Origin of the sequence: uncultured Helicobacter sp. (assembly GCF_949282165.1) — a bacterium.
Lineage (GTDB): Bacteria > Campylobacterota > Campylobacteria > Campylobacterales > Helicobacteraceae > Helicobacter_F.
In genome coordinates this window covers 1-24070 of record NZ_CASDOV010000018.1, presented here as the reverse complement: position 1 = coordinate 24070, position 24070 = coordinate 1, and the positions used below count along the sequence as shown (strand labels likewise).

22 protein-coding genes and 1 tRNA gene are annotated in these 24070 nt (G+C 43.8%); 13 read left to right on the top strand and 10 right to left on the bottom strand.

The window, feature by feature from the left end:
• Window positions 1-205: 205 nt before the first annotated feature.
• A complete protein-coding gene (locus ACH2BK_RS08430; protein ID WP_395003352.1) occupies window positions 206-472 on the bottom strand; it encodes a hypothetical protein in 267 nt (88 codons plus the stop codon).
• Window positions 473-714: 242 nt separating this feature from the next.
• On the opposite strand from ACH2BK_RS08430, the gene ACH2BK_RS08425 reads away from it, so the two are divergent.
• The 6 genes from ACH2BK_RS08425 to ACH2BK_RS08400 all read left to right on the top strand — a co-directional run bounded on the left by ACH2BK_RS08425 (window position 715) and on the right by ACH2BK_RS08400 (window position 8453).
• Entirely contained in the window at window positions 715-2937 is a 2223-nt protein-coding gene (locus ACH2BK_RS08425; RefSeq protein WP_395003350.1) for a heavy metal translocating P-type ATPase, read from the top strand.
• Between the two features lie 16 nt (window positions 2938-2953).
• Window positions 2954-3154 carry a copper ion binding protein gene (locus ACH2BK_RS08420; RefSeq protein WP_394997974.1) on the top strand — a complete coding sequence of 67 codons (201 nt, stop codon included), beginning with the start codon at window positions 2954-2956 and terminating at the stop codon, window positions 3152-3154.
• Entirely contained in the window at window positions 3155-4873 is a 1719-nt protein-coding gene (locus ACH2BK_RS08415; RefSeq protein WP_395003348.1) for an ABC transporter ATP-binding protein, read from the top strand.
• A 96-nt stretch (window positions 4874-4969) separates the two neighbouring features.
• Window positions 4970-5743, top strand: a complete 774-nt coding sequence (locus ACH2BK_RS08410; protein ID WP_394997977.1) for a fumarate reductase cytochrome b subunit — start codon at window positions 4970-4972, stop codon at window positions 5741-5743.
• The gene (locus tag ACH2BK_RS08405; protein ID WP_395003346.1) at window positions 5740-7722 is read left to right on the top strand and encodes a fumarate reductase flavoprotein subunit; all 1983 of its coding nucleotides are present in this window, start codon (window positions 5740-5742) and stop codon (window positions 7720-7722) included. Before ACH2BK_RS08410 ends, ACH2BK_RS08405 begins: the two co-directional genes overlap by 4 nt.
• Complete coding sequence (locus ACH2BK_RS08400; protein WP_395003344.1) at window positions 7722-8453, top strand: fumarate reductase iron-sulfur subunit; 732 nt, start codon at window positions 7722-7724, stop codon at window positions 8451-8453. Before ACH2BK_RS08405 ends, ACH2BK_RS08400 begins: the two co-directional genes overlap by 1 nt.
• A 7-nt stretch (window positions 8454-8460) precedes the next feature.
• On the opposite strand, the gene ACH2BK_RS08395 is transcribed toward ACH2BK_RS08400, so the two are convergent.
• The gene (locus ACH2BK_RS08395) at window positions 8461-9018 is read right to left on the bottom strand and encodes a phospholipase D-like domain-containing protein (protein ID WP_395003342.1); all 558 of its coding nucleotides are present in this window, start codon (window positions 9016-9018) and stop codon (window positions 8461-8463) included.
• 64 nt (window positions 9019-9082) lie between these two features.
• Between ACH2BK_RS08395 and ACH2BK_RS08390 the strand changes: the two genes are divergently transcribed.
• Genes ACH2BK_RS08390 through argS form a run of 4 tightly spaced genes read left to right on the top strand, consistent with a single transcriptional unit; the run spans window position 9083 to window position 13543 of the window.
• Window positions 9083-10990 carry a hypothetical protein gene (locus ACH2BK_RS08390; protein ID WP_395003340.1) on the top strand — a complete coding sequence of 636 codons (1908 nt, stop codon included), beginning with the start codon at window positions 9083-9085 and terminating at the stop codon, window positions 10988-10990.
• On the top strand, window positions 10987-11598 hold the full coding sequence (gene gmk / locus ACH2BK_RS08385) for a guanylate kinase (protein WP_395003338.1): 612 nt from the start codon (window positions 10987-10989) through the stop codon (window positions 11596-11598). The genes ACH2BK_RS08390 and gmk overlap by 4 nt, the downstream gene beginning before the upstream one ends.
• Window positions 11599-11648: 50 nt before the next feature.
• Window positions 11649-11879 carry a twin-arginine translocase TatA/TatE family subunit gene (gene tatA / locus ACH2BK_RS08380; RefSeq protein WP_394998006.1) on the top strand — a complete coding sequence of 77 codons (231 nt, stop codon included), beginning with the start codon at window positions 11649-11651 and terminating at the stop codon, window positions 11877-11879.
• Window positions 11880-11920: 41 nt separating this feature from the next.
• Window positions 11921-13543 carry an arginine--tRNA ligase gene (argS, locus tag ACH2BK_RS08375; protein WP_395003336.1) on the top strand — a complete coding sequence of 541 codons (1623 nt, stop codon included), beginning with the start codon at window positions 11921-11923 and terminating at the stop codon, window positions 13541-13543.
• A 67-nt stretch (window positions 13544-13610) separates the two neighbouring features.
• Here the strand turns inward: argS and ACH2BK_RS08370 are convergent, their stop codons facing one another.
• The 5 genes from ACH2BK_RS08370 to ACH2BK_RS08350 all read right to left on the bottom strand — a co-directional run bounded on the left by ACH2BK_RS08370 (window position 13611) and on the right by ACH2BK_RS08350 (window position 19510).
• Window positions 13611-14498: an arginase family protein gene (locus tag ACH2BK_RS08370; RefSeq protein ID WP_395003334.1), complete on the bottom strand. Its 888-nt coding sequence runs from the start codon at window positions 14496-14498 to the stop codon at window positions 13611-13613.
• 22 nt (window positions 14499-14520) lie between these two features.
• Window positions 14521-16302: a DUF262 domain-containing protein gene (locus ACH2BK_RS08365; RefSeq protein WP_394997992.1), complete on the bottom strand. Its 1782-nt coding sequence runs from the start codon at window positions 16300-16302 to the stop codon at window positions 14521-14523.
• 178 nt (window positions 16303-16480) lie between these two features.
• Window positions 16481-17062, bottom strand: coding sequence for an NAD(P)H-dependent oxidoreductase (locus ACH2BK_RS08360; RefSeq protein WP_395003332.1), 582 nt, complete (start codon window positions 17060-17062; stop codon window positions 16481-16483).
• Between the two features lie 104 nt (window positions 17063-17166).
• Entirely contained in the window at window positions 17167-17931 is a 765-nt protein-coding gene (locus tag ACH2BK_RS08355) for a TdeIII family type II restriction endonuclease (protein ID WP_395003330.1), read from the bottom strand.
• Window positions 17924-19510: a DNA methyltransferase gene (locus tag ACH2BK_RS08350; protein ID WP_395003328.1), complete on the bottom strand. Its 1587-nt coding sequence runs from the start codon at window positions 19508-19510 to the stop codon at window positions 17924-17926. Before ACH2BK_RS08350 ends, ACH2BK_RS08355 begins: the two co-directional genes overlap by 8 nt.
• Before the next feature lie 75 nt (window positions 19511-19585).
• Between ACH2BK_RS08350 and ACH2BK_RS08345 the strand changes: the two genes are divergently transcribed.
• The gene (locus ACH2BK_RS08345) at window positions 19586-19858 is read left to right on the top strand and encodes a winged helix-turn-helix transcriptional regulator (protein ID WP_395003326.1); all 273 of its coding nucleotides are present in this window, start codon (window positions 19586-19588) and stop codon (window positions 19856-19858) included.
• 91 nt (window positions 19859-19949) lie between these two features.
• Here ACH2BK_RS08345 and ACH2BK_RS08340 read toward each other — a convergent pair whose 3' ends face one another.
• Window positions 19950-20159 (bottom strand): molybdopterin-binding protein, encoded by a 210-nt coding sequence (locus ACH2BK_RS08340; RefSeq protein WP_394997997.1) that lies wholly within the window; start codon window positions 20157-20159, stop codon window positions 19950-19952.
• Window positions 20160-20314: 155 nt separating this feature from the next.
• The gene (locus ACH2BK_RS08335) at window positions 20315-20824 is read right to left on the bottom strand and encodes a peptidylprolyl isomerase (RefSeq protein ID WP_394997999.1); all 510 of its coding nucleotides are present in this window, start codon (window positions 20822-20824) and stop codon (window positions 20315-20317) included.
• A gap of 80 nt (window positions 20825-20904) precedes the next feature.
• Between ACH2BK_RS08335 and ACH2BK_RS08330 the strand changes: the two genes are divergently transcribed.
• Together ACH2BK_RS08330 and ACH2BK_RS08325 are read left to right on the top strand one after the other, a co-directional pair.
• Window positions 20905-21897 carry a hypothetical protein gene (locus tag ACH2BK_RS08330; protein ID WP_395003324.1) on the top strand — a complete coding sequence of 331 codons (993 nt, stop codon included), beginning with the start codon at window positions 20905-20907 and terminating at the stop codon, window positions 21895-21897.
• Between the two features lie 79 nt (window positions 21898-21976).
• Window positions 21977-22051 (top strand) — tRNA-Asn (locus ACH2BK_RS08325).
• A gap of 144 nt (window positions 22052-22195) precedes the next feature.
• On the opposite strand, the gene ACH2BK_RS08320 is transcribed toward ACH2BK_RS08325, so the two are convergent.
• On the bottom strand, window positions 22196-24037 hold the full coding sequence (locus ACH2BK_RS08320; protein ID WP_395003322.1) for a glycosyltransferase: 1842 nt from the start codon (window positions 24035-24037) through the stop codon (window positions 22196-22198).
• Window positions 24038-24070 lie beyond the last annotated feature (33 nt).

The following is a 24070-nucleotide window of genomic DNA, read 5'->3' as shown; positions in this document are numbered from 1 at the left end:
AAAATCTGTGTTAGAAATTCTTGTGGTGGGTGGAGTTGGGAACTATTTACTCTGGGATATTACACTGCGCCGCGAGAATCGTTAGATTCTAAAATTCGGCTTGCACGCAAAACAAGGCGTAGCCGAAGTTTCTTTAGTAATCCTAGAATTTCTAGTGGGAGCAAACAGAATCTAGGGAAAGTTTAGAATCTAGATTCTGAAACAATCACAGAATCTGCCACGATTGCAGAATCTCATCAAGGCTTTGCCCCATTAAAATATGTAGGTGCGTTAGCACCAACCGCCCCTCGCCCTTGTCGTGGTGGCAAAAATCAGGAGCAAGGTGGCAGCAGTGCCACCGCTGATTTTTGCCTAGACAAGGAAACAGCGAGGCACTCCCCTTGATTGCCGAAAAAGAAAAGCGGCGCTTTATCTTTTTCGGGGCTAAGGGGAGCGGGGAGGGGATAAACCCCTTTTTCTTTTGCGCAAACAAGCGACTTGAAAAATTAGAAAATATCCGTGAGAACACGACTCTAAGAAGGCTTGCCAGAAATTCTAGGATTGTGCGTAAGATTTAAATGTTGTGCAAGGCGAGGCGCAAGGAGCTACCTAAGCGGTAGTGACTAAGCCGAGCCGCTGCACTCATTTAAAGATTACTAAAGAAACTTCGGCTACGCCTTGTTTTGCGTGCAAGCCGAATTTCTAAAATTTTCAATTAAAATTATGGAGCTCTTAATGAAACAAGCAAACTTCTACATCGATGGTATGAGCTGCTCAGCCTGCAGCAGCGGCATAGAGCGCTCGCTCTCGCGCAAGCCCTACTGCAAGGACATACAAGTCAATCTCATCAGCCAAAAAGCACATATCACTTATGATGAGAATCTCACGAGCCTTGAAGAGATTTTTGCCTTCATCGCCAAGCTTGGCTACACGCCTAGTATGCTCCCACCCAAAGCCCAGAAAAGCGATACAGAATCTAGCGGCATTTTTGCACGCCTTAACGCCCTAGATTCTAAGCTTCTACCACCTAAGCGACGCCTAATGCTTGCGATTATTTTCACACTCATCACGCTTGTGTTTGCCTTTAACGCGATGTTTGGCTTCCTCAAGCCCCACGCGCTCATCTCGCTAGAGGCAGATTCAGTGATTATGCTTTTTAGCACATTGGTGGTGATGCATATGGGGAGGAGTTTTTATCTTAAAGGCTTCAAAGCCCTCATCGCGCGCAATCCCACGATGGATTCTCTCATCGCCCTTGGCACGAGCGCGGCGTTTTTGTATAGCCTAAAGGGAATGGTGGATATTTTTAGCTCTCACACGCATTTGTATTTTGAGAGCGTGAGTGTGATTTTGTGCTTTGTGATGATTGGCAAATATATCGAAAATGTCTCCAAAGAGGACGCCAAACAAAGTGCGAACTTCCTGCTTGAAATCAACCAAAAAAAGGTGCTAAAACGCGCGCAAAATGGCGAGTGGGTAGAGACTCTAGCCCAAGAAGTGCAAAAAGATGATGTGATAAAAGTCCTGCCCGGGGATATGGTGCTTGTCGATGGGATCGTGCTCGAGGGGCGCAGCAGTGTCGATGAGAGTAGTATCAATGGCGAGAGCATTCCGGTGCTTAAAAAAGCAGGAGATTCTCTTTTATCAGGCTCTATTAATATCGAGGGTGCGCTGGTGCTGCAAGCCACGCAGGTGGGTGCTAAGAGTATGCTAAGCCAGATCTTTACCCTCATCGCTAATGCCACAGAATCTAAAGCCCCTATTGGAATCTTAGCCGATAAAATCGCGGGAGTTTTTGTGCCCGTAGTGATCACGATAGCACTTGTTGCGGGAGTGTTTTGGTGGGCTATGCGTGATTTTAGCTTTGGGCTTGATATTTTTATCGCCACGCTTGTGATCTCCTGCCCTTGCGCGCTTGGGCTTGCCACGCCTATGGCGTTTTTGCACGCTAAGGCAAAGGCGGCTAAGATGGGCGTGTTTTTTAAAACCGCAAGTTGTCTAGAATCGCTTAGCAAAACCACGCATATCGTGTTTGACAAAACCGGCACGCTCTCTGATGGGCTTGAAGTCTTTGAAGCGCGAAGCGAGATAAAAGAGCGTGAGTTTCTCTCCATCGTGCGCTCTTTAGAATCTAATAGCGCGCATATCATCGCCCAAGCACTCACTGCCTATGCCACCGCGCACAACGCGGAGCTAAAGCCTGTGCAAAACTTTGAATCCATCGCTGGCTTTGGGATTAGGGGCGAGATAGAGGGCACAATCTATACCCTAGGCAATCTTGAATGTGTCAAGCTGCATAATCCTCATATCACAAATCCTTTTGTGGATTGCGTAGATTCTAAGCTCGCGGTGTATTTGGCAGATTCTCAACGCATCATCGGCGTGCTGTATTTGCGTGATTTACTGCGTCCCGAGATAGTCCCTACGCTGCAATCCCTGCGTGCGCAAAACCTCCACCTAACAATGCTAAGTGGCGATACCAAAGAGAGCGCGAGGGCGAGCGCGGAAGTTTTGGGGATTGATGAAGTCATCGCACAGGCAAAGCCAAAGGATAAGTTAGAGTTTATCACGCGCACGAAGGCGCACGATCCCCACGCGCAGATTCTGATGGTGGGCGATGGGGTAAATGACGCCGCGGCACTCAAAAGCGCGGATGTGAGTATGGCGTATGCAAGCGGCAATGATGTGGCACAAAACTGCGCAGATATCATTATCTACAACCACAACGCCAAGGCGATTTTAAACACTTATAACCTAAGCAAGGCGACGATTGCCAATATAAAGGGGAATTTATTCTGGGCTTTTGGGTATAATATCGTTTTTATCCCCATTGCGTTTGGGGCACTCGGAGGCTTTGGAATCTTCTTAGACCCGATGTTTTGTGCGCTTGCGATGAGTTTTAGCTCTATTAGCGTGGTGCTCAACTCATCGCGGTTGAGGAGGTTTGAGATTCTATAAATCTAAAGGAGCAACAATGGAAGCTACATTTAACAATGTGGGCGGTATGAGATGTCAGGGCTGTGTCGATAAACTCGAGAAGTTTATCGGATCAATCGATGGTGTGGAGCGCGTGCAGGTGGATCTCTCTGCTAAAAGCGTGCAGGTGGATTTTAGCGCGCCCGCTACACAGGAGCAAATTTCTGAGGCTATTTTGGACGCTGGGTTTGAGCTATAAGTGAAAGTTTTAATCCAGTTTTTTAGACGCTTTTTGCCCTATATCAAGGGGCATTACACTTCATTTATCATCGCTGTAAGCGCGTCCTTGGTGGCGGCACTCTGCACGGCAGGGGTAACCTATATGGTTGAGCCGCTGCTAGGCACGCTTATGGGAAAAGTCCCCAAAAACACTCCCCTTTTTAACTTTGAAGATATGGCGCGAGACAATCTCCTTGCTATTGCTATGCCACTTTTGATTATCCTAATCTATTTGGGCAAAGCGGGCGGGACTTATGTGCAGTCGTATTTTATGAATTTTATCGGGCAGGATATCGTGCGTCAGGTGCGAGATAGAATGCTTGGGCATATGCTAAGCCTTGAGCTAGAATTTTTTAACAAAATGCGTGGCGGGGAGCTAATGTCGCGCATTACCAACGATATTGGCATTATCCGTATGGCAGTCTCTAACTACATTACGGAGTTTATCCGCGAGTTTAGCACGATTATTGGGCTTGTTTGCGTGGTGTTTTACCAAAGCCCCAAACTCGCGATTATCGGGCTTATTGTGATCCCGCTTGCGCTCATACCGATCAATATGATTATCCGCAAGATGAAAAAATACGCTCGCTCCCTGCAAGAAAAAAATGCCGATATCACCTCCAAGCTCACCGAGATTTTCAATAATATCGAGATCATCAAGGCAAGCAATGGCGAAAAGCTCGAAGCCAAGCATTTTGAAGAGCAAAATAGGCAATTCCTAAAAATCAGTATGAAGTCCGTGCGCGTGGGGGAGCTCACCACGCCGCTAATGGAGCTGCTAGGTGCGGTGGCGTTGGCTGGGATTATCTACATCGCTACGATTGAGATTCACGCTGGGAGGCTCACGGCTGAAGAGTTTGGCTCGTTTGCTGCCGCGCTTTTTATGATCTTCACACCGCTTAAAAAACTCGTCAATATTTGGGGCGGTATGCAGGGCGCGATAGTCGCAAGCGATAGAATCTTTGAAATCCTTAGCAAAACCTCGCATATCACAGATGGCACGCACACCCTCACAAAGCCCATAGATTCTATACAGGTTAAAAACGCGAGTTTTTCTTATGAGCAAACCCACGCGATTAAGGGCATTAGCCTAGATTTTAAGCGCAATGAAATCACAGCTCTAGTGGGCAAGAGCGGGAGTGGCAAGAGCACGCTAGTTAATCTCATACTGCGCTTGTATGAGTGTCAGAGCGGGGAGATTCTCATTAATGGCAAAAATATCAAAGACTACACACAAAAAAGCCTGCGTGAGAATATCGCCATCGTTACACAGAGAATCTTTATCTTTAACGATAGCATTGCCAAAAATGTCGCCTATGGTATGGAAGTCGATGAAAAGCGCGTGATAGAGGCACTAAAAAGCGCGCAAATGTATGAGTATGTGCAGGCTATGCCCCAAGGGATTTACACGATATTAGATGAGTTTGGCACAAATCTAAGCGGCGGACAGCGGCAGCGCATAGCCATAGCTAGGGCAATGTATAAAAACCCCGATATTCTCATACTCGATGAGGTGACAAGCGCACTAGATTCACAAACCGAGGATTTGATAAAAGAAGCCATACACCTAAACCGCAAGGACAAAATCATCATCCTCATCGCCCACAGACCGAGCACCATCGAGCTTGCTAACAAAGTCGCAGAAATCAGCGAAGGAAAAGTAACAAAAATACACGAGCGCGAAAAAAGTTTTTTATAACATTTTCTTTTCTTAATCTTTTTAAAAGCATTTTGTCCTACAATCAAAGATATATTCAACGTATAAGGGGAATATAACACAAGATAAGGAGAGGATATGCAAGAAGAGAAAGTTATTGAGAGTTACACCGGCGTAACTCCTGAGCGCAAGCATAGCAAGATCCCTGCAAAGCTGGATTTTTACCAAAGTGCTACGGGCTTATTTTTGGCGTTGTTTATGATAGCGCATATGTTTTTTGTCTCAAGCATTTTGCTCGGCAAAGAGGCGATGTATGCCATCACTAAGTTTTTTGAGCTGGATTTTATCTTTGAGGGTGGGAAACCCATCATCGTGAGTATTATTGCCGCGATTGTGATCGTTGCGTTTGTTACACACGCATTTTTGGCAGTGCGCAAGTTTCCCATTAACTACAAGCAATTTTTGTCTTTTAAAGTGCATAAGGACTTAATGAAGCACGGCGATACGAGCTATTGGGGATTGCAAGTGCTCACGGGCTTTGCTCTCTTTTTCTTAGGCAGTATTCATCTCTATATTATGCTTACCAAACCCGATACCATCGGTCCGAGCACTTCTGCATATCGTTTTGTACATGATCACTTTTGGCTTTTGTATTTGGTGCTCCTTATAGCGGTGGAGATTCACGGATCTGTGGGACTTTATAGGCTTTGTATCAAATGGGGTTGGTTTGAGGGACTTGGTATCAAAACTCTCCGCACTATCAAAATGGGTATGACTATTTTCTTCCTTGCGCTTGGTATCTGCACCTATGCTGCGTATGTGTCTATCGGTTTGGGGCAAGATTCACAAAAAACCTTGCAAGATTATAAAGCACAAGATATACAAGACTTTGGCAAAAAGGAGAGCAAATGAAGATAACATATTGTGATGCGCTTGTGATAGGCGGGGGCTTGGCTGGGCTTAGAGCATCGATTGCAGCAAAACAAAAGGGCTTAAACACAATAGTTTTGTCTCTCGTGCCGGTTAAGCGATCGCACTCTGCAGCGGCACAGGGTGGTATGCAAGCAAGCCTTGGGAATTCAAAAATGAGTGATGGGGATAATGAGGATTTGCACTTTGCTGATACGGTTAAGGGAAGCGATTGGGGTTGTGATCAAGAAGTGGCGAGAATGTTTGTAACCACTGCGCCAAAGGCTATTAGAGAGCTTGCTGCGTGGGGCGTGCCTTGGACGAGAATCAAAAAAGGCGATAGGACTGCTATCATCAATGCCCAAAAGACTACCATTACCGAGGAGGAGTACAGGCACGGCTATATCCACTCACGCGATTTTGGTGGCACCAAAAAATGGCGAACCTGCTACACTGCTGACGCTACCGGGCACACAATGCTCTATGCGGTGGCAAACGAAGCGTATAAAAATGGCGTAGATATCCAAGACAGAAAAGAGGCGTTAAGCATTATCCACAAAGATGGTAGGTGCTATGGGGCAATCGTGCGTGATTTGGTAACTGGTGAGCTAAGCGCGTATGTTTCTAAGGGCACGCTTATCGCCACGGGTGGCTATGGCAGAATCTACAAAAACACTACAAATGCTGTGATTTGTGAGGGGACAGGGCTAGCGATTGCTATGGAGACAGGCGTGGCAAAGCTTGGCAATATGGAAGCGGTGCAATTCCACCCCACTCCGCTTTTCCCCTCTGGAATCTTGCTCACAGAGGGTTGTCGTGGCGATGGCGGGATTTTGCGTGATGTCGATGGCTACCGCTTTATGCCCGATTATGAGCCCGAGAAAAAAGAGCTCGCAAGCCGCGATGTGGTTTCCCGTAGAATGATTCAAAGAATCCGTGAGGGCAAGGGCGTGAAGTCTCCTTATGGCGAACATTTGTGGCTTGATATCTCGATTTTGGGACGCGAGCATATCGAGCGCAATTTGCGTGATGTGCAGGATATTTGTAAAGTCTTTGCTGGTATTGATCCTGCCGATGAGGGTAGAAAAGGCTGGGCACCTGTGAAGCCTATGCAGCACTACTCTATGGGCGGCATTCGGACAAATTACCAAGGGCACACATATTTGCAGGGACTCTTTGCTGCGGGTGAGTCGGCGTGTTGGGATTTGCACGGATTTAACCGCTTGGGCGGAAACTCTGTGAGTGAAGCAGTGGTGAGTGGTATGATTATCGGGGATTATTTCGCGCAATTCTGCGAGGGCGCGCAAACTGATATCTCTACCAATGTCGTAGAATCTTTCCTCAATAAGCAGCAAAGCTACCTTGAGAGCCTACTCAACAACTCGGGCAACGAAGATGTCTATGTCATCAAAAACCAAATGAAAGAGATTATGGAAGAAGATGTGGGAATCTTCCGTGAGGGCAAGGGCTTGCAAGATGCGGTAACGCGCCTAGAGGAGCTCTATAAGCGTAGCAAAAATATCCAAGTCAAAAACAAAAAGCTCCACGATAACCCCGAGCTTGAAGATGCCTATCGTGTGCCAAAAATGCTAAAAATCGCGCTTTGTGTGGCACTTGGGGCGTTGCAAAGGACAGAATCTAGAGGTGCGCATAGCCGCGAGGATTATCCAAAACGCGACGATCTTAATTGGCTTAAGCGCACGCTCACAAGCTGGGAGGATCCAAACCAAACCCTGCCAACGGTTACATATGAGGATTTGGATATTATGAAAATGGAGATCGCGCCCGGATTCCGCGGGTATGGTGCTAAGGATAATATGATAGAAAATCCTCTATCCGCGCAGCGACAAGCCCAAATAGATGCGATCACACAAGAGATTCAGGGCAAGGGTGGCGATAGATACGCTATCCAAGAAGCATTGATGCCTTTTGAACTTCAAGCCAAATTCAAGGCAAGAAACCAACGATTAGGAGATAAATAATGAGCGCACAAGCAAGAACTTTAACAATCAAAGCATTGAAATTCGATCCCCAAAGTGCTGTTTCTAAGCCGCATTTTCGAGAATACAAGCTCCAAGAAACAGATTCTATGACTATTTTTATCGCGCTTAATCTTATCCGTGAGCACCAAGATCCGGACTTGAGTTTTGATTTTGTGTGTCGCGCGGGGATTTGTGGGAGCTGTGGTATGATGATAAATGGTCGTCCGCGCCTTGCTTGCCGCACACTAACTAAAGATCTCCCTGATGTGATCACGCTTATGCCTCTTCCGGCGTTTAAGCTCATCAAGGATTTGAGTGTCAATACCGGCGAGTGGTTTGAGGGAATGACAAAGCGCGTGGAGAGCTGGATTCACTCACAAAAAGAGGTGGATATCTCTGCGGTTGAAGAGCGCGTGGAGCCTGAAGTTGCACAAGAGGTGTTTGAGCTAGATCGTTGTATCGAGTGTGGCTGCTGTATCGCGAGCTGCGCGACAAAGGTAATGCGCGAGGACTTCCTAGGGGCTGCAGGTATGAATCGCGTGGTGCGCTTTATGATTGATCCACACGATGAGCGTAGTGATGAGGATTATTACGAGCTTGTGGGCAATGACAATGGCGTATTTGGCTGTATGAGCCTCATCGCCTGCCACGATGTCTGCCCCAAAGAGCTGCCCCTACAGAGCAAAATCGCCTACTTGCGCCGCAAGATGGTTGCAGTAGGGATGAAGTAGCCAGCACTTATCTAAACGCTTGGCATTCTTTTAGCATACGCGTGAAGTATTGGGCTGCTTTGCGTGTGTGGCTTGGATTGCGCGTGATGAGCAGCGTTTCATAATTGTATGCAAACGCGCTTTTGCTCCAATTTGCAGAGCCTAGTATGAGAATCTCCCCATCCACAACCATCATCTTTTGGTGCATTATGCCCGTGTAGCTTGGTGCGGACTTCCCCTCTAGTGTGCAAGCCTCGATGTTGTTGTATTTGGCAAGGTAGCCGATGGTGGAAGTGTCGTTTTTGAGATTTGAGCTTTTGTCATAGATAATCGTGATTTTTACCCCCTTTTTGGCGGTGTCGCGCAGTGCCTTAGCAATCTCTCTGTTGGTGAAGCTATAGATAGAGATGTCAATCTTTTTCTTAGCATTTTTGATATATGTGAGCAAGGATTTGAGAGCCTCATTATTTTCATAGGGCATTATGTATAGAGATTCTATATTGCTGTGATTAGGGCTTATTTGGGGGCTTTCTTGTCCGTAGAGTGCGAGGCATACCACGCACAAAAAACACTTTTTTATCCACATTTTATATCCTTTCTCATCGTGGTTTGGTTATAATAGCAAAATTACTCTTTAAGCAAGGTGTGAGATGAAAATACTTTTTATTAACACAAATCAAATCGTCCAAAAGCTCGTCGAGGTTACCGCGCAAAAGGCAAATGTGGAGCTCATAACCGTGAGTGAGCCAAGCCAAGTCGGCGATATGGAGCAGTATGACTATATCATCGCTGATGATGGCTGCTACAATATGGACAAATCCGCCTATGATACGCTCATAAGCGGTCGCCGCGCGTGTCTTATCTACTCCAAGCACGAGGAGATGAGTGAGGGCTTTAGCGAATATATCAAAAAGCCCTTTATCCCCACGCATATTCTTGAGATTATGCTTGCTCAAATTGCCAACGCACAAAATAAAGAAGCGTTTTTCCAAACTACAGAATTTACAGAATCTAACCCCTCGCCTGATATATCTGATGAAAGCCCACAGAGCGATGAGCATCTCTCGCCTCTCTCTCATCTCAAAGCCCTCTCTGAAGCATACCATCTCGACAATGAGGAGAGTAGCCTCGAGGATACGGGCAATGCGCAGCCTCTACCCACAGAGCTTGGCAAAGAGGATATTTTGGGGGATTTGAAGCTAGAGGAGGGATTGGAGGATTTGAATCTCACAGAATCTAGCGATATGGATATGAGCGAGGATTTGCTAGATTCTCTCACGGCACAATCTCCCCAAGCCCCCGAGGGCGCACCGCAGGAGTTGGCACAAACAGATGAGGGGCAAGATATCGATTTAGAAGCACTCGATTTGGGGGAATTTGGCGATGTGGAGACAGAGGAGAGCGCGCTAGATAATGATGAGAGGCTTGAAAGCGAGAGTGAGATTGCCCAGCAGGTGGAGGAAGCGCGTGAGGGCGCGGATGTGGAGGAAAATGCAGAGAGTGGGGCGGAGGATAGGGCAGCGCCGCAGGTGCTAGATTCTGAACAAATAAATGAAGTAAGCCATATCCTTGATGAGCTCCAAGAAAAAGAAGAGACAAAGGACAAAAGCGATGAGGCTAGCGCGCAGCAGGGCAGTGAAGTGGATCTGATGGGTGATATCAACCTTGATGAGTTGGGGGATTTGAGTGGTTTTGATGAGCTAGATAAGAGCGATGAAGCCAAAGAGAGTGCGCAGGAGGATTCTGATACTACACAAGAGAGCGCAGAATCTAGTGCGTCGCCCGATGAGCTAGCGCAGGGATTAAATTTGGATCTGGGTATGCAGGATTTGGATTTAGAAAGCCTTGATTTGGAGGATTTGCACTCTGAGGATATGGAGGGGCTAGAGGATACGCACGAGAGTTCTGAAAGCCTTAAAGAAGAGGAGATGAGCCTCGATGAGACGGGAGAGGAAGGCATTTCTAGCAATGAGCAGAGTGAGATTCAGAGTGGTGGTGCGCAGGATAGCAAAAACGAGGAGCTGCAAGCCCTAGAATCTGATGAGCTAGAATCTAGCGAGATAGAATCTAATGAGCCCCAAGCCCACGAGAATACCACGATAGAATCCACACAATCTCCCCAAGATACAGAATCTAGCGAGGACGCACAGGCGGAGCAATCGCTAGAAAGCCCCAAGGAAAAGCCCCAAGATACTAAAGAGGTGGAGGATTCACACATTGAGATTGAGGAAGTGCGGCTAGATGAGGACTTCCAAGCACTTGATGAACGGGAGGTATTGCGCGCAGTGGGCGAGGAGGCAGCCCCGATAGAATCTACACCGCAAACCAACGCGCAAGAGAATCTAAATGCCTTAGATACGGCGGATATAGCCCTAGATACTGCCAAAAGTGAGGAGACAGACGCAAGCAAAACAAACAAGGACATAGCAGTAGTAACCAATGCCCTAAGCCAATCCATACAAGATTCTATCAAGCATTTGCAGAGCTCGGAGCTCACGGCATTGCTTGATGGTATGGAAGTAACGATTAATATCAGCTTTAAGGACACAAACAAATGAGCAAGGGCGCGGTGCTCATCATCTCTGGACCTAGTGGCTGTGGCAAGAGCACTTTAACCCAAGAGCTTTTGCGCGCTATCCCCAATCTCTATTTTTCCATCTCGACTACCACGCGCGCTATGCGCCAAGGCGAGCAGGATGGCGTGCATTATCATTTCGTGAGTGAGCAGGAGTTCCTCGCACAGGTGCAGGAGGGGAGGTTTTTGGAGTGGGCGCAGGTGCATAACAACTACTATGGCACTTCCCTAGAGCCCATCACGCGTGCGCTAGAGCAGGGGAAGCTCGTGCTCTTTGATGTCGATGTGCAGGGGCATAGGGATATCAAGGCGCACTTTGGGGATTTTGCCCAATCTGTGTTTATCACGACTAAAAATAAAGAGATTCTAAAAAATCGGTTGCAAAGTCGCCAAACCGATGATGAGCACACCATAGAGTTTCGACTGATCCAAGCCTATGAGGAGATGCAGCATTTGCACACATTCGACTATGTGCTTATAAACGATGATATTACGCAGGCAAAGCAAGCCATTACCTCGATTGCGCGGAGTTTGCTCTATCGCAATACGCGCCAAAACGAGGAGCTTTTACAAAACTGGGGCAAAGGTTAAACGCATTTTGGCTATAATGCCCCTCATTTTAATATTATCACAAAGGAGAGATTATGGGAACAGGAAGCATTTGGCATTGGGTGATTGTCCTGCTAGTGATTGTGCTACTTTTTGGTGCTAAGAGGATTCCAGAGCTAGCAAAGGGCTTAGGTAGCGGAGTGAAGAATTTCAAAAAAGCTATCAAAGAGGACGATGAGGAGCAAGAAAAAATCGCCCAAGCTACAGAATCTAAAACACCAAATATCCAAAAAACAGAATCCACCACAGAGCAAAAAAGCTAATTTTTGCTCGTTCTCATCGCTTTTTCAAGGTATTTTTGGCTATGTATCATCACATCAAAGAGCTTTTAGAAAATCTCATACGCACGCACATCGCACCAAGTCAATCTATCCAAGTCCCACTCGAGCGCCCTAAACAAAAAGAGTTTGGGCATTTTGCCACGCCCATAGCCTTTGTGCTTGCCAAATCCCTCAAAAAAGCCCCAAACCTCATCGCTGATGAGCTTAGTGCGCTTTTGCGCGATTGTGAGGAGTTTGCTAAAGTCGAGCCGATAAATGGGTATATCAATCTCACGCTTTCTCATAGCTTTTTGGATTCGCTTTGTGAGAAAGCCCTAAATGGCGAGTATTTTGTCCCCCAAAATTTTGGGAAGCAGGAGAGAATCTTGCTAGAGTTTGTGAGTGCCAATCCCACGGGACCGCTGCATATAGGGCACGCTCGTGGGGCGATTTATGGCGATAGCCTAAGGCGCATTGGGCAGTTTTTGGGCTATGAGATTGTGAGCGAGTATTACATCAACGACGCGGGCAATCAGATTCACACCTTGGGGCTTTCTGTGTATTTGAGCGGCAGAGAGCTTTTGGGCGAGGCGGTAACCTACCCGGAGGAATACTACAAAGGCGCGTATATTATTGATATCGCCAAGGCGGCTCTAGCGCGTTTTGGCAAAGAGATTTTTGCTAATGATTTGCAGATTTCAACTCTTAGCGTTTTTGCCAAAGATTTAATGCTTGAAGAAATCCGTGAGAATCTAAAGAGTCTTGATATAGAGTTTGATTGCTATGTGAGTGAGAGGGAGCTCTTTGGGAGATGGGCGGAGACTTTGGAAGTGCTCAAATCCCACGATGGCGTGGAAGAGAGGGAGGGCAAGCTTTGGTTATGCTCGACACAAAAGGGCGATCAAAAAGATCGCGTAATCGTGCGTGAAAATGGCGAGCCCACTTATCTGGCGGGCGATATCATCTATCATCAGGACAAATTTTTGCGCGATTTTGATCGCTATATCAATATTTGGGGTGCGGATCATCACGGCTATATCGCGCGAGTGAAGGCGGCTATAGAGTTTTTGGGCTATGAGAGCAACAAGCTAGAAGTCCTGCTCTCCCAAATGGTAGCCCTTTCGCAAGGTGGGCAAAACTACAAGATGAGCAAGCGCGCGGGGAATTTTATACTTTTGCGCGATGTGGTTGCAGATATCGGGAGTGATGCGTTGCGCTTTGTGTTTTTGACTAAGCGCGTGGATACGCATTTGGAGTTTGATATTGACACGCTTTCTAAGCAAGATTCTTCTAATCCGATTTTTTATATCAACTATGCCAACGCCAGAATCCACACGCTCCTAGAGAAGTCCTCGCTTTCGCGATCAGAGGTGCTTGGTGCGCGATTTGTGGGAGAGGATTTGGCGATGTGGCAGGATTTGTATGCGCTCGTGTTTAATGCGCTAAGTATCCATCAGGTGCTGCATTCTAGCTTTTGTGAGCGCGAGATTCAAAAGGTGTGTGAGTATCTCAAAAATCTCGCAGGCGATTTCCATAGTTTTTATAACGCCCATAAGATTTTGGGCTCGCCCCATCAGGCGGAGATTCTCAAAGCCCTGTTAGTGGTGAGTGAGAGCATCACGCTAGGCTTACGCCTCATTGGCATAGAAGCAAAGACAAAGATGTGAGGAATATCGTGAGAGGCTTTTGGGTTAGATTCTGTATGTGTTATGGATTGTGCTTGTTTGCAGAGTATTAAAACAAAGGCAATTCCCTCATCATATTTCTTAGTTTTATCGCAACTCTTGGCATATGCTCGGCTATACTAAGTCCCACTAGCTCATAATTTGCGTTTATGGAATTTATGAGACTAATTACCTCAGCTATTTTTAGCCCATTTTCCACCACGCCCACCGCCATCACTAGCTCACTAGGATCTAGCACATCTAAGTCAAAATGCACCGCCACCTTACTTTTGCCCGTGCTTTTTAGCCACTCTAGTAACTTTGTAGGATTTTTAGAATCTTCAGGGCTTAGGTATTTTACACCGATTTCATCTAGTCTTTCTTTTTTACCCTCAAAGTCCCTAACACCCACAAGCAAAGCATTTTGCGGCTTAAAATGAAAGGGTAAAAGCTTAGCAAGTCCTTCTTTATCCACAAGCCCAAAACAAGCAGCCAAAGCCATAGCGTGATAGCCCTCGTAAGCATCGCCGGGCAAATTTAAATCCTTATGTGCGTCTATCCACACCACCGCCACATCGCCCTTATACTTATGTGCTAGGTAGCTAAAAACAGGCACAGAGCATTCCCCGCCTAGAGTTAGAATCTTATCGGGATTTTCAGCTTCTAAAATCTCTAAAGCCGCCTTTGTTTGCTTCACAATCTCATCGTAGTTTAAAATTCCATTTTTAGATTCTCTTTTATACTCCATAGACACAGGCACTTTAGCGGTTTTGCTATTTAAATTCTGCGGTGCTAAAAAATTTAAAAGCTCCGCACCCAAAGCATAACCAAGACTAGAATCCTCTTCCTTAAGCTCCGGCACAAGCCTTGCTATATTATCTCCCTGCCACTGGGGATAAAGTAGCCGCAGGGTCTGGGAGGCTTCAATAGAATGCATCTTTATAGAATCTCGTTGCATTTTGCTCCTTTTTAGTCAAACCTCAATATAGACGGTCTATATTCCATACTGCAAAAAATTCTTTTACTAATCTATCTGTGCGTTCTTGGATAGTATATCTATCCCATTGCTTGATATCTAAGAGTTCTTTTGTAATCAGTAAATCTGCACATTTTTTTATAGTATTTTTTCTACTCCCATCGCCATTGAGTTTAATCTCCCAAGATTGATTTTTGATAACACTATTTAGCCCACCTTTTAGCAAAGTCATATTGCCAATTTGATAAATAAGGTTTTGGGCGTTTTCCTCACTTTCACCAATCTCTTCCCAATGCTTCTTCCATGCCTGTGGCATCAAATGTTCTAATGTGTAAGCATAAGGAAGTTCGATAATATCCTGCTTTCCTTGATTGTTATGGCGTCTGTATAGTTCTATCCAAAAAAGCACCAGCGTTGCCCGCTTATTATTAAGATAGTATTTTTCTGAGATAAGCGAGTCTTTAATATCTTTGATCGTTGGAATCCCCTCTTTTTGCAAAGATTGTTTGAGAGTTTGCAAAAAAGTATCATTCTTTGTTTTTTGCAAGGCTTTTATAATTTGTGGAAAGAATTTACTATAGTTTCTAGTCGTTTCATTGCAAAGAAAGCGAGTTGTCACAAACACTTCTAAAAGATACAAAGCCTCTTTTAGAATCCCTTGCTCTTGCAGTGAGCTTTTGAGATATAGCACAAGGGGCATTATAGTGTTTGTGTCTGTAACCTTTAAAATAGCAAAGAGTCTAGATTCGTAATCCTCATAACTCAATAAACTTTCTTTTGTAATTTTTGGAAAATCTTTGTATAAAGAAGCATATTTATAAATCTTTTGCAAAAAAGATTCTAGTTTTTCTCTGTCTTCAAAGCTTTGAATCTGCCTTTTATAGATAGCACTAAGATTTTCTAAAGTATCATGCTCGGGGTTAAAAAAGCCATCAATAATGGCAAAAGCATGCAAAAATATCTCACTTTGCACCCTGCGTATTCTCCCTGTGGAGACTTCTTGCTCCCAAAAATTCCTTTGTTCCTCGTCTTTTTCAAAAAGTGATTCCCAATATGTCTCATACCATTTTTCATAGTCTGCTTGCAGCCTCATAGCTCTATCAAAAAGGGCATTTTTGATAATATCTGTTGCTGTAAGTCTAAGCCCTGCGGTATTGATAGAATCAAAGATTTTTTGCTCGTCCTCATTAGCTTCTAAATTAATAATAACCCAAAGTTTTGAATCTAAGATGTAATCCAAAAATGCTTTTGCTTCTCCTACTTCTTTAATTTTTTCAGAAAAATACTGATAGCATGAAATCAATCCTTTCTCTTTTTGCTTTTTTACATTATTGGATTTTCTCTCATTCTTAGCGACTTGAAATTCTCCGCAATCTTGTGTGTTCTTTGCCTGTAATATCGCATTAAAAGCAAAACTATCAATTTTAGAATGTCTGATTTTAGATTTTTTGTCCTTTGTTGGTCGTTTAAACAAATACCCTGCATAATCTGCTTTATCCTCGCTATTTAAGGTATCATACAAAGTTTTAATGAGGAGGGAAAAAGTAGTAAGCCTTTGTTGTCCATCTATGAGACTTCTTTTTGCCCCCTCTCCGGCGTTACTTGGTAGCTGCTTGAGTATAATAGAGCCCAAAAAATGCTCTTTTTTATTTTCAAAGCTTTGTAATAAATCCTCAAAAAGCTGCTCCCACTGCTCTTGCTCCCACACATACGCTCTCTGAAAAAAGGGGATTTCAATGATACTTTCCTCTTGCATAAAAGAAAAATTGCTTTCATTTGCTTTCATTATACCTCCTATCCTTGTCTATTATGTTTCTAACATATACTGATTATAACATTTTTTGAAACTACACCGCTACAAATTATTTTAATTAATTACACTCAAACAGCTTGGAATCTAGCGTTAGATATACACATAATTAATTAAACTCAATATTTTTACTAATTGTTTTGTGTGTAGTCTTTTAGCCAAAAACCCTTTGCAAATGTGCCTTATAATCAGCCTTGTATTTATCAAAATCAGGCTCTTTATGCACATCATTACACATAAAGCTAGGTAGAGCCTGCATACCCAAAAACTCGTGGGCTTTGTGCAGGTGGAAAAGCACACCATCGATGCCTTGGGATTCAAAAAACTGCCCCGATTCTGTAAAAGCCTCTAGCGGGGCATTCCAAGTCGTGCTAAAAAGATATTTTTTGCCTTGCACGAGCCCACCACTACCATACTTTTTGCTAGAATCGCTTCGGCTTCGTCCGTCATTTGCATAGAGCTTCGTATGCCCCGCACAAAAAACCTCATCAATATACTTTTTCACTATCCACGGCTCACCCATCCACCAGCCCGGAAACTGCCACAGCCACACATCAGATTTAAGCAGCTTTTCTAACTCCTCATCTTTATCATAGCCCTTGTCTATATGCGTTTCAAGCACCTTGTGTCCTAAATTTTCTAAAGTCTCTTTTGCTGTACCGTGCAAAGCCTCATTCAGCTTAGCACCTGATGCACCAAAAGCCTTGCTACCATTGAGTAAAAGTATAGTTTTCATTGCAATCTCCTTAAATTTTTGCAAAATTATAAATTTCAATGGTTTTTTTGTCAATACGCACTTTTTTGGTATATACTATGCTTTTGGGAAGTGTAAAATTATAGTTACTTGTATTCAAACCTCTTAAAATACTCATCAATCTCATCTCTCATCTCACAACCCACTTCCTCAAAAGCTTCAAGCAGCATTTCATAACTAGAATTTCCGCCCAAAAAGTTCCAGAATTCACTTGCTACCTTGAGTTCAGAATCTAAGTCTAGCATTCCTGCCATAGTCCATCTTTCGTAGGGCTTTGGTTCGTAAGGATTGTAGGGGATAGCAATGAGTGTATGAATGTCTAGGTTGGGATTGCTATATGCAAAACTCGCCACCCAAGTTAAAAGTGTGCGTTTAAATTCCTTAAATCCACCCTTGTTTGGTTTAGCCGTTTTTATGTCTATAAGATACACATTATTATCTTTTTGTAAGAATAAATCCACCTTTGTGGGTTTTATCTTGCTAGTCTCACCACTTTTTGCCACAGCTAAAATTCTTTGTATTTCACTTTCTTTATCAGGCTTAGAATCGCCTCTTTCTAAAGAGTCCATAATGTCTTGCACCACTCTTTGAGCCTCTTTTGTGATAATACTACCCGCCTCAACCTGCCTTTTAACCACATCAAAATTTTGCAGTGCTAAAACTTCAGCCACAGGCTCAAAAATGCTTGTGCCAAAGTTTGTATTAAGACTTTGGATAAAACTATACAAAGCCATTCTATCTTTTCCTAGTAATCTTGTATGAAAAGGCATAAAGGCACTTTCAGGCTTATAATTTGTGAATTTTTGCCTTAGAGCTGTGCTAAGTCTAGCCTTTATTTTTTCTTTAAGCATTCTTTTCCTTTAGACAAAATATACTTTCGCTATATGTTTTAGAATCTTTTTCACTGCGATTTAGCACAGGTCTGTCGTATTTTTTGATTATTTTCATTCCAGCTAAGTCGGCTATTTTTGGATAGAGGCTAAATTTATCATTTGCTACCAAAAAAACTACATAATCTTTTTGCAAAAACTTTTTTGCATTAAGTAGGCTTTGTGCTATATCTTTTACATACCGCTCCTGTGCTACCCCGCTCTGCCCCTCGCTTAATCTTCCTATCTCATTTACATCTTGTCTATTTAAGTTAAAAATATCATAGGCATAAGCATGTTGTTCGTGGTAATCAATCAGCCCTACATAAGGTGGAGAGCTAAAAATCCCAGCTATCTTTTGAGATTTTAACAAGGTAGCAAAATCTTTATCTTTATTTTCTAGCAAATCCATAATATTTGCATTCCTAGAATCCGCATTAAGGCATATTTGTTTGGTATTGGTTTTTAAGCTTTTAAATTCTTGCAATCTTTTTAAACTATCCTTAGCATAGCTTTTAAACCATTTTTCTATGCTAAAAAGTGGCTTACAGATTCTGCCATGTTTCCTGCAAAAATAACTCATCGTAATTGGCTCTTGTAGGGTCGCTAAATCGCTATGTGTAGTCGCTCTGCAGCTTCTAGCTGTGCGACTTAGTATGATTTGTAATATATCTTGTAATTCTTTGGGGGCACTCTCAATAGCATTTTTTAACAATAAAATCTCTTGTCTTATGGAATCTAAATACCATTTTTCAAAAAAACTTCCCTCTGTATTTAGCCCTGTATTAATGCCAAATTCTTTTAAAATATTCTGATAGATTGGCAAAAATTCCTGCTCTTTTTGTTTGCCATAGCTTTTTTCATCAATCTCTTTTAAGGCTACCCTTCGTTTAAAATCTCTTGGAAAATATTTAGCATTAAACTCGTTTAAGGCTTGATTTAAGGCATTTTCAAAGGCTTTAATTTCTTTAGTTTTATTATATGATTCCAAAAGCCTTATTAATCTTTGTAACTCAGATTCTAAAGACATTAAATCATAATCTCGCACTTTTGCATTTGCTAGTTTTGTATTAAAGATTGAGAGTTCTAGCCCTATGGCATGCATTCCTAGCTCATTTGCCACACTTAAAGTTGTGCCACTTCCGCAAAATATATCAAGCACTATATCACCCTTTTTAAAAAAGACTTCCTGCTTTAACTCATCAATGTGAGAATCTAAAAAATACTCCAGAAGCTGTGGAATAAATTTGCCCTTGTAGGGGTGTAGTCTGTGGATATGCTTTGTAGTTTCTGCTTCTTTATACTTTGAGAAAGAAAGCGGGTGGGATAAATTTTCATTATTTTGTGCTAGAAAATCATAATAATTTTTAAGCTCTTCTTTGTCTATCAGGCTTTCTTTGGGATTTTTAGAGTGATTAGCGATTTTGCCGTAGTTTATGAGATAGCTAATGTTTGAATTACTTACCTTTTTGCCTAGATACTCACTTGCAAAAAGTGCTGCTTGTTTGGGAGTAAGTAGGTTTTGTGCGGAATTTACTTGCGAGAGATTTTTTAAAGTCAAATTTTACCCCTGCTAAATTTTTGAAATTATACTTTAATGAAGCTTATATTTTAGCTTTACTTTTTACTCAAAATAATGACAATCCACCACTTACTAAGCGACACACTTAGGTATAACCAAATCGCCAAATCCCTGCCAAAAGCAAGTCCAAAAATGCTTTCACAGCAATTAAAGGAACTAGAAAGCGATGGCTTAATAGAGCGGATTTTATACCCTGTGGTGCCGCCTAAGACAGAATACCACTTAACTCCACTTGACAAAAGCTTAAAGCCGGTGGAGGATTGTATCTGTGCTTTTTCGCAGGAGTATTACAAACTTTGCGGGGTGGAGGATCCACACAAAGAGTGAGATTGCGCTTTGTGTGTGCCCAAGCTCTTGTTTCTTTGCAAGGTATTTGGTGTGCTAAAATCCTTAAGAATCTTTTGTGTTTTAGTCCCTCTTACTCAACCCCAACCATCACAGATGAAGCCTTTATCACGGCATATGCTTCCTTGCCCACCTTTAGATCAAGCTCTTTTAAGGCTTCTAGCGAAATGCTTGACTTTATGATATTACCACCGCCTATGTCAATCTTAACTATGGCAGATACCGCACCTTCTTGTATCTCGACTATTTTGCCTTTGAGTTGGTTTCTCGCACTTAGTTTCATTTAGCTCTCCTTTATGTAATGTCTATGTAGTGCCCATAACGCAAAGTTAGCGGGCGATTGTAGCTACGCTGCACCTCTAAGTGCCCCACACACCGCCCTTAATAAGGACGATGAGCGAGGATAGTCCCCAACGCACAAAACGCCAAGCCTCGCACTTACGCGTTTGCCTCTGGCTCCTCTTCAAAAATCTCAATAGATTCTATAATATCCCCTTGTTTTAGTGAATCTAGGACTTTGAGACTCTCGCGCTTGTTTGGTTGTATGCGTCCAAACACCGTGTGCTCGCCATCCAGATGGGGCTGCTCCAAAAAGCAGAGAAAAAACTGACTCCCACCCGTATCGCGCCCTGCGTGCGCCATAGAGAGCGAGCCCTTTTTGTGCAGATTTGGATTGTCTTTGAGTTCGCAGCGGATTCTATAGCCCGGACCGCCCGTGCCATTGCCTATGGGGCAGCCACCTTGGGCGACGAAGCCGGGTATGACGCGATGAAATGTGAGATTGTTATAAAAGCCATTTTTTGCGAGTGTGGCGAAGTTGGTAACTGCTTGTGGCGCGTCCTCGGGGAATAGCTTGATGAGCATTGAGCCTTTGTTGGTTTTTAGTAGCGCGTAGTTGAGCTTTTCTAGCTCGCTTGGATTGATGTCAAAAACCTTTAATTCTTCCATACAAACTCCTTGTTTCAAAATAAAAATGCGCGTGCATTTTACCGATATAGCAGCATACTTTCGCTTAAAGGATGGGGAAATTGCAAAGGATTGCAAGGCTCATAGGGATCGTGTGCGTCTGCGCACTGCTGCACGCTGATGTCTATGATGAGGAACTACTCACACGAGAGGGAGCGCAGGCACAAACACAATCCCAAAAGGAGGCGATTAGCCCCTTTAGCGCGCCAAATCTCCTGCTAGAGCTAGATTCTCACGCGCCTACTTCCAAAGAGCTTTTTGATACCATCTCTGAGCAAAACACCGCACCTCCCCTATCCTCCGCGCTCCTGCCCCAGCAGCATATCCTCCCAGATCCCTTGCCAGCGTGGATTTATGCCACTGCCATTATCGAGGTGCATTTTGATGATGGCTCGATGCGCCGCGGCTTTGCGAGTATGCTTAAAAACGGCTTATACATTACCTCAAGTGAGATTGTGCATAGTGCCTCGCTCGTGCCGCGCACGATTTATGCCAAAATGCAGGATTCTAGCGCGAGTGTCATCATCTGCACCGCGCGCCTCAATCTCAAGGCGGTGGATACACATAGTGGCTTGGCTCTGCTAGAGCAGATCGCGAGCACCGATGATTATTGCAATATCGTGCCAAAGAGCTACTACCACGACAGAATCCACAAGTATGCCTTCATCGATGTGTTTAATGCCGCCCCAAGCGTCAATCCCAAGCAGGAAGTGTTTTTCCCGTATGTGGATAGATACTACTACTTCGTGCCAGAGAAGATGCAGGTGGGTGAAGTCGCGGAGTATTATGATGAGGCGTTGGCGCGGCGTGTGCGATATGGCTATCGCTTAGGGAGAGATTCTTACATACACCTTGCTTATGGCAAGGGGTTTTTTGACACAAGTGGGCGGTTTTTGGGGCTTATTAGCCTTACGCGCCATAGCTATCTGCCCGTGTTTGTGAAAAAGGAAGTGGTGCAGGATTTTTTGTGCTCACTCGATGAGCATAAAGTGCTCCAAGACAAAGACATAGCCCAAAAATGCGCGAGTTTGCACAAAAGGGAGCGATTTTTCTAGTTTGGCAGAGATCACACCTTGTGGCGCAAGTGCCTTGACTTTTGGAGAATTTTTACTTATAATTGCGCTTTTTTTACATTCCGGATTAGCTCAGCGGTAGAGTAGGCGGCTGTTAACCGCTTGGTCGCAGGTTCGAATCCTGCATCCGGAGCCATCTTTCCTTTTGTTTAATCCCTAATCCCATCGCAAGCTTTATCAAGGTTTCCTTTACACCCCCTCACCTCCTGTATAAAATACCTCGGACGCTGCTTAGATTCTGTATAAATCTTCCCTATGTATTCCCCAATAATCCCTAGACTTAGCAACTGAATCCCACTAAAAAACTAAAAGGAATGATAGTCGATGCCCAACCCCACAAGGCATTATCTGTAAAGACTTTGACATAAAGCGCATAGCCCCCAAGCCCAAGAGAGAGGAGAAAAAACACAAATCCTAGCACACTCACAAGCCGCAGTGGCATAATGCTAAAGCTTGTAATACCATTCCACGCAAAGGAGAGCATTTTGCGTAAGGGGTATTTGGATTGGCCAAACTCACGAGAGAGCCTATCGTAATACACCATATCGTGCTTAAACCCAAGCAGTGGCACAATCCCGCGTAAAAACAAATTGACTTCCTTAAACTCCATAAGAGATTCTATCGCACGCCTTGAGAGCAGCCTGTAATCTGCGTGGTTGTAGATGATTTTTACCCCCATAAAGTGCATAAGCTTATAAAATCCTAGCGCAGTGTATTTTTTCAGCGCAGTGTCCGTATCACGATCGTTGCGGATACCCATCACAATATCCGCGCCGCTTTTGTAGTGCTGCATAAACTCATCAAATTTTTGCTCATCATCTTGCAAATCACAATCAATACTTATCGCACAATCACACCGCTTGCTTGCGTATTCTAGCCCGGCTAAAAGAGCGTTTTGGTGCCCTTTATTAGTAGAAAGTCTAATGGCTACGATATGGGGAGCCATAAAGCGTGGGATAGAATCTGTGGTGGGTTGTGTGGTTTCTGTGTTGTGTAGATTCTGTTTTTGGGAATCTGTCAATCGTGCATTGCGTCTAATCTCTGTGTTAGATTCTGTGCGTGTTTTGGATTGTGAATCTACTTTGAATCGTGTGCTCTCTACATTTGCCCTTGTAGATTCTGTAATCGTCTTTGAATCTACGCTAGATTCTGTGTGTGCTTTAGAATCTATTTTGTTTAAATCAAAATTGTGTGTTTGTGGATTTGTTTGGGATTGTGTGGATTCTTTTTGGCTTAGATTCTGTCTTTGCTCGTTTTTTAGAATCTCTTTAGATTCTGTGCTTATTTCAGAATCTATTGGGCTAGATTCTGTAATCGTCTTTGAATCCATCGAACTAGATTCTGTAAATGTCTTAGATTCTGAATCTGCTAAGCTAGATTCTGTAAGCTGCGTGCTTCCTAAAATCTCCACGCTAGATTCTATAGATTCTAAGTTTCTTAGACTCGCATTCTCACGGATATTTTCTAATTTTTTAGAATCTTGTGTTTGCGCAAAAGAAAAAGGGGTTTCCCCTCTCCCCGCTCTCCCCAGCCCAGAAAAAGATAAAGCGCCGCGTTTTTGCTGCGCTTTGCTTGCAACCCGTTGGGTCTTTTTGCGCAATCGGGGAGAGTGCCTCGCTGTTTCCTTGTCTAGGCAAAACGAAGTTTCTTTAGAAAAATCAGCGGTGGCACTGCTGCCACCTTGCTCCTGATTTTTGCCACCACGACAAGGGCGAGTGTCGGTTGGTGCTATCGCACCTCCACATTGATTGGATTTTTGCTCCGCAAAAATGGCAGAATCTAAGTTCTTAGATTCTGCTCGGCTCGTGCTACCGCACGCACTATTTGTATTTAGCAAAGTCTCGCTAGGATTTTTTAGCGTTGTGGATTGTGTGAGTTGCTTAGACTCTAAATCTATTGGATTAGATTCTAAATTTTGTTTTTGTGAATCTTGGTTGGATTGTGAATCTGAAACCTTGAAACTAGATTCTAAATCTTCATTAGATTCTAAAACTATGGGGCTAGATTCTAAATTTAAATCTAAGTTGCTAAAGCTAGATTCTAAACCTCTATGAGTTTGTGAATCTAAACAATGCCTAATATCTAAGCTCGTATCTAAAACCACTCTCGGGGGGGGGGGCAATTATTAGTCAGAGACTTAAGCACACTCCAAGTC